Source organism: Streptomyces sp. YS-3 (genome assembly GCF_045257485.1).
Classification (GTDB): domain Bacteria; phylum Actinomycetota; class Actinomycetes; order Streptomycetales; family Streptomycetaceae; genus Streptomyces.
Map to the genome: position 1 here is coordinate 1 of NZ_JBJHPC010000567.1, position 4,611 is coordinate 4,611.

Below are 4,611 nucleotides of genomic sequence, written 5' to 3' on the forward strand. Positions count from 1 at the left end.
GGATATGGGCGGCCCGGGCGCGGCCACCCGGGCGCCCCGCGCACACCCGAGCGGCTACCGCGCCCGGCCGGTATGCGCGTGGCCGCCTCCCCGGCCGTGCGTCGCCCGGGAAGGACACGGGCAGATTGAGTGCCGCCACGACCGGCGCGCCCCTACCCGGGAGGTCCCGTGACAGCGACGACATCACCGCACGCCTGGCTCCGCCCCACCGCGAGGTTCGCCCTCTGGACGGCGGCCACGCTCGTCGGCACCGCCCTGGTGAGCGCCGCCGCCCTCCTGATGAGCGGCTGGCTCATCGATACCGTGCAGCGGCGCGAGGGCGGTCTCGACCGCGCCGAGAGCCGTAGCCAGATCGGTAACTATTTCGGCGCGGCGAGCGCGGTCTTCTCCGGCCTCGCCTTCCTCATACTGGTGGTGGCGCTGCTGCTCCAATACCAGGAACTGCGTATGCAGCGGCGTGAACTCGCGGACCAGCGCGAGGAACTGTCCCAGTCCCGCCAGGAACTGCACCGCAGTGCGGAGGCCGATATGCGCTCGCTGCATGTGCAGCTGACCCGGATGGCCATGGACGATCCGTCGCTCGCGGCAGTGTGGAACGGCTTTCCGGGTATCCCTCACGAGGAGGCACGACAGTACCTGTTCGCCAACCTGACGTTCGGGCACTTGTTGCTCGCCCGCCAGTGGGGCAGCTATTCGGACGAGGAACTGCGTGTACACGCGCGGTCATTACGGAGCAGCGAGCCCTATCTGCGGTACTGGGAGCTCTCCAGGGACCGGAAATTCGCGCTCCCCGGGGACAGCCACGAAAGGAAATTGGCGGAACTGATCGACGAGGAGATCAGGGCCAACCAGGGGCCGCCCGCTGCCCCACAGTAGTCACAGTCGTACGGGAGAAGAGACATGACCAGCCAGCACAGAAACGGACAGCACGACGGCACGGCGACGACGGCGGCGCTCGCGGCGGGCGCCGTGGCGCTGGCCGCCGCCCTCAGCCTGGCGCTCGGCGCCGGGTTCCACGCGCTCGCCCCGGCGGCCGGCGCGGCCTCCGCCGGCGGTGTCTTCGCCGGGCTCGCGATCGCCGCGGGCGCCGCCGGGCTCGCCCTGCAACAGCGGCTGCTGGCCCGTCGGCTCACCCTGACCCACCAGCACCGGCTCCACTTCGATCTGCTCAGCAAGGCCATCGACGATCCCGAGCTGGCCGCCGTCCTCGACACGTTCGAGGAGGAGGTGCCCCCCGTGAAGCAGCGCCAGTTCCTGTACGCGAACGCCCTCTACAGCAATGTGCTGCACGCCTACCGCACCGGTTCGACGAGCGAGAGCGAGATCGGCGGACATCTGCACGTCATCTGCCGCAGTCCTATTTTCCGCGAATACTGGGAGTTCACGCGCCAGCACCGGGCCGTACTCCAGGAGGGCTCCCAGGAGGCACGCCTGGGACGGCGTGTCGACGAGATCGTGCGAAACATCAGCCAGTTGAGGTAATCCTCATCAATTCCCAGGAGACCTACCGCGACCTGCGCGAGTCTGGTTATCTGTCCTACGTGCCAGACTCCTCCGAGCCATTGGAACGGTCCCTGGTGAATATCGTGCGCAGGGTCGGTGCTTCCCCACGAGAACGCGGCAGCCTGTCGGGGCAGACCTGCCCCGACATCTTCGAGTTGAGCGACGGAAACTTCGCCGTCATCGGTGTCGACATGACCGACAGCCTGGACGGCAAGCTGCCGATCGACGCCGGGCGTGCCGCTTGCGAGCGGATCGTCGTCATCACCCGCGACACGCTGGTGCGTGCCAGGGCGGACATCCCCGAGGCATAAGGAATTGATAACACGCGACCGAGCGCACACAGAAAACTCACAGGAAATTCGTGCCCGAAACCATACGGAGCCGAAACCATACGGCGGTGCCGCGCGGCAGCCGTCCCGTACGGCGTCCTGGTGACCGCCGGCTGGAGCCGGGCACGCTCCGGTACGACCGCACGGGCGTGCCCACGGTACGAACAGAATTCGGAATGCGTCGATCCGCCGTCTACCGTGCATAGGCATGAGTGCCGTCCCCAGCACGCCCCCACCCGGACGGCGGCGGTTCGGCTGGCCCCAGCGCGTCTTCTCCCAGGTGCTGCTGATGCAGCTGGCCATCGCCGCCGGTGTCACCGTGCTCGCGACCGGCCTGTTCCTCGCCCCGCTCAGCCATCAGCTCGACGACCAGGCGATGCGCCGCGCCCTCGCCATCGCCCAGTCCACGGCCGCGCAGCCGCAGCTCGCGGCCGACCTCCTCGCATCCGGGCCCGCCGTCGGCGGCCCCGTGCAGCATGAGGCCGAGCGGATCCGCCGGGCCACCGGCGCCGAGTACGTGGTGGTCATGGACCGGCGCGGGGTGCGCTGGTCGCACCCGGACGGCGACCGGCTCGGCAGGGTGGTCTCCACCGATCCCAGCGAGGCGCTGGCGGGCGAGGACGTCATGGAGATCGACAGCGGCACGCTGGGCCGCTCCGCGCGCGGCAAGGTGCCGCTGCGGGACGCCGACGGGGTGATCGTGGGGGCGGTGTCGGTCGGGATCGAGTACGACAGCGTGCGCGCCCGGCTCCTGGCCGCCATCCCCGGCCTGCTCGCCTACGCGGGCGGCGCCCTCGCGGCCGGCGCGCTCGCCGCGTATCTGATCTCCCGCCGGATCCAGAAGCAAACCCGTGACCTGGCCTTCTCCGATATCTCGGCGCTGCTGGCGGAGCGCGAGGCGATGCTCCACTCGATCCGCGAGGGGGTGGTGGCACTCGACCGGAACGGCCGCGTCCGGCTGCTCAACGACGAGGCGCAGCGGCTGCTCGGGGTCGGCCCCGAGGCCGCGGGGCGTCCCCTGGACGAGGTGCTGGGCGCGGGGCGGACCACGGATGTGCTCGCCGGGCGCGTCTCGGGCACCGACCTGCTGACCGTACGCGGCCACCGCGTCCTGGTCGCCAACCGGATGCCGACCGACGACGGCGGCGCCGTCGCCACCCTGCGCGACCGTACCGAGCTGGAGCGTCTCGGCCGTGAGCTGGACTCCACCCACGGGCTCATCGACGCGCTGCGCGCCCAGGACCATGAGCACGCCAACCGCCTGCACACCCTGCTCGGTCTGCTGGAGCTGGAGATGCACGAGGAGGCGGTCGAGTTCGTCACCGAGGTCGTGGGGGTGCACCGGACCACGGCCGAGCAGGTCACCGAGAAGGTCCGCGATCCGCTGCTCGCGGCGATGCTGGTCGGCAAGGCCACCGTGGCGGCCGAGCGCGCGGTCGCGCTGCGCATCACGCCGGACACCCTGCTCCCGGACCGGCTGATCGACCCGCGCGGGCTCGTCACCGTGGTCGGGAACCTCGTGGACAACGCCCTGGACGCCGCCGCCGGCACTCCGGACGCCTCGGTCCGGGTGACCCTGCGCGCCGAGGGACGTACGGCCGTACTGCGCGTCGTCGACAGCGGCCCCGGCGTCCCCGACGACCAGCGCGAACTGATCTTCACCGAGGGCTGGTCCACCAAGGATCTGCCGTCCCACGGCAAGCGGGGTCTGGGGCTCGCCCTGGTCCGCCGGTTCGCCGAGCGGCAGGGCGGCCACGCACGCGTGGCGGCGGCGCCCGGTGGCGGGGCGGAGTTCACCGTCGTCCTGCCGGAGGCCCTGAGCGAGGCACTGGACGAGGCGATGGGCGAGGCACTGGACGAGGCGATGGACGGTCCCGTACCGGGTGAGGACCGGAACGGTCCCGTACCAGCGGGGGATCCGAGCGGGATCTCCCTGGACAAGGAGTCGCGATGATCGACGTTCTCGTCGTGGACGACGACCGGCGGGTCGCCGACATCAATGCCGCCTACGTCGGGAAAGTTCCCGGCTTCCGGGTGGTGGCGACGGCGCACTCGGCCGCGGAGGCGCTCACGCTCCTCACCGAGCGCCCCGTCGATCTGGTCCTGCTGGACCACTATCTGCCGGACGAGAACGGCCTCGCCGTCGTACGCGAGCTGCGCCGCCTCGGCCGCCACACCGACGTGATCATGGTGACGGCCGCCCGTGACGTGGCCACCGTCCAGGCCGCGATGCGCCAGGGCGCACTCCAGTACCTCGTCAAGCCGTTCACCTTCGCGGGGCTGCGCACCAGACTGGAGGCGTACGCCGCGCTGCGCCGCACCCTGGACGGCGGCGGCGAGGCGGAACAGGCCCAGGTGGACCGGATCTTCGGCGCCCTCTCGGTCTCCGCCGAGCCCGACCTGCCCAAGGGCCACTCCCCCACCACGGCCGAGCTGCTGCGGCAGGTACTGCTCGCGGCCGAGGGTCCGCTCTCGGCCCAGGAGATCGCCGAGCGGGCGGGGGTGAGCCGGCAGACGGCCCAGCGCTATCTGAAGCTTCTGGAGCGGACGGGCCGGGTGCGGCTCGGCCTGCGCTACGGCGAGACCGGCCGCCCCGAGCACCGCTATACGTGGGCGGCGACCGGCCACTGACCCACGCGGCTCGCCCATCCGCCACCGGGTTGACGGATGCGGCGGCGCCCGTACGCCTGTGCGCCCCCGGCGGGACGGCAGCCCGGCCAGGACCGCCAGGACCGCCAGGCCGCCAGAACCACCAAGGGGTTCCGCCCGCCCGCTACAC

General features: G+C 71.4%; 5 protein-coding genes. All 5 read left to right on the plus strand.

Annotation, left to right across the window (positions count from 1 at the left end):
* The first annotated feature begins 168 nt into the window (after nucleotides 1-168).
* The 5 genes from ACJA3G_RS30795 (at nucleotide 169) to ACJA3G_RS30815 (ending at nucleotide 4,463) form a co-directional block, all read left to right on the plus strand.
* On the plus strand, nucleotides 169-876 hold the full coding sequence (locus ACJA3G_RS30795) for a DUF6082 family protein (protein WP_406556322.1): 708 nt from the start codon (nucleotides 169-171) through the stop codon (nucleotides 874-876).
* Between the two features lie 24 nt (nucleotides 877-900).
* Complete coding sequence (locus ACJA3G_RS30800) at nucleotides 901-1,482, plus strand: DUF6082 family protein (protein ID WP_406556323.1); 582 nt, start codon at nucleotides 901-903, stop codon at nucleotides 1,480-1,482.
* Between the two features lie 95 nt (nucleotides 1,483-1,577).
* Nucleotides 1,578-1,814, plus strand: a complete 237-nt coding sequence (locus tag ACJA3G_RS30805; RefSeq protein ID WP_406556324.1) for a hypothetical protein — start codon at nucleotides 1,578-1,580, stop codon at nucleotides 1,812-1,814.
* A gap of 226 nt (nucleotides 1,815-2,040) precedes the next feature.
* On the plus strand, nucleotides 2,041-3,786 hold the full coding sequence (locus tag ACJA3G_RS30810) for an ATP-binding protein (protein ID WP_406556325.1): 1,746 nt from the start codon (nucleotides 2,041-2,043) through the stop codon (nucleotides 3,784-3,786).
* Nucleotides 3,783-4,463 carry a response regulator gene (locus ACJA3G_RS30815; protein ID WP_406556326.1) on the plus strand — a complete coding sequence of 227 codons (681 nt, stop codon included), beginning with the start codon at nucleotides 3,783-3,785 and terminating at the stop codon, nucleotides 4,461-4,463. The genes ACJA3G_RS30810 and ACJA3G_RS30815 overlap by 4 nt, the downstream gene beginning before the upstream one ends.
* Nucleotides 4,464-4,611: the final 148 nt, after the last annotated feature.

Excerpts from the sequence above, each read along its gene's own strand:
- ACJA3G_RS30800 (WP_406556323.1), top strand. The coding sequence starts at position 901 with ATGACCAGCCAGCACAGAAACGGACAGCACGACGGCACGGCGACGACG.
- ACJA3G_RS30810 (WP_406556325.1), top strand. The coding sequence starts at position 2,041 with ATGAGTGCCGTCCCCAGCACGCCCCCACCCGGACGGCGGCGGTTCGGC.
- ACJA3G_RS30815 (WP_406556326.1), top strand. The coding sequence starts at position 3,783 with ATGATCGACGTTCTCGTCGTGGACGACGACCGGCGGGTCGCCGACATC.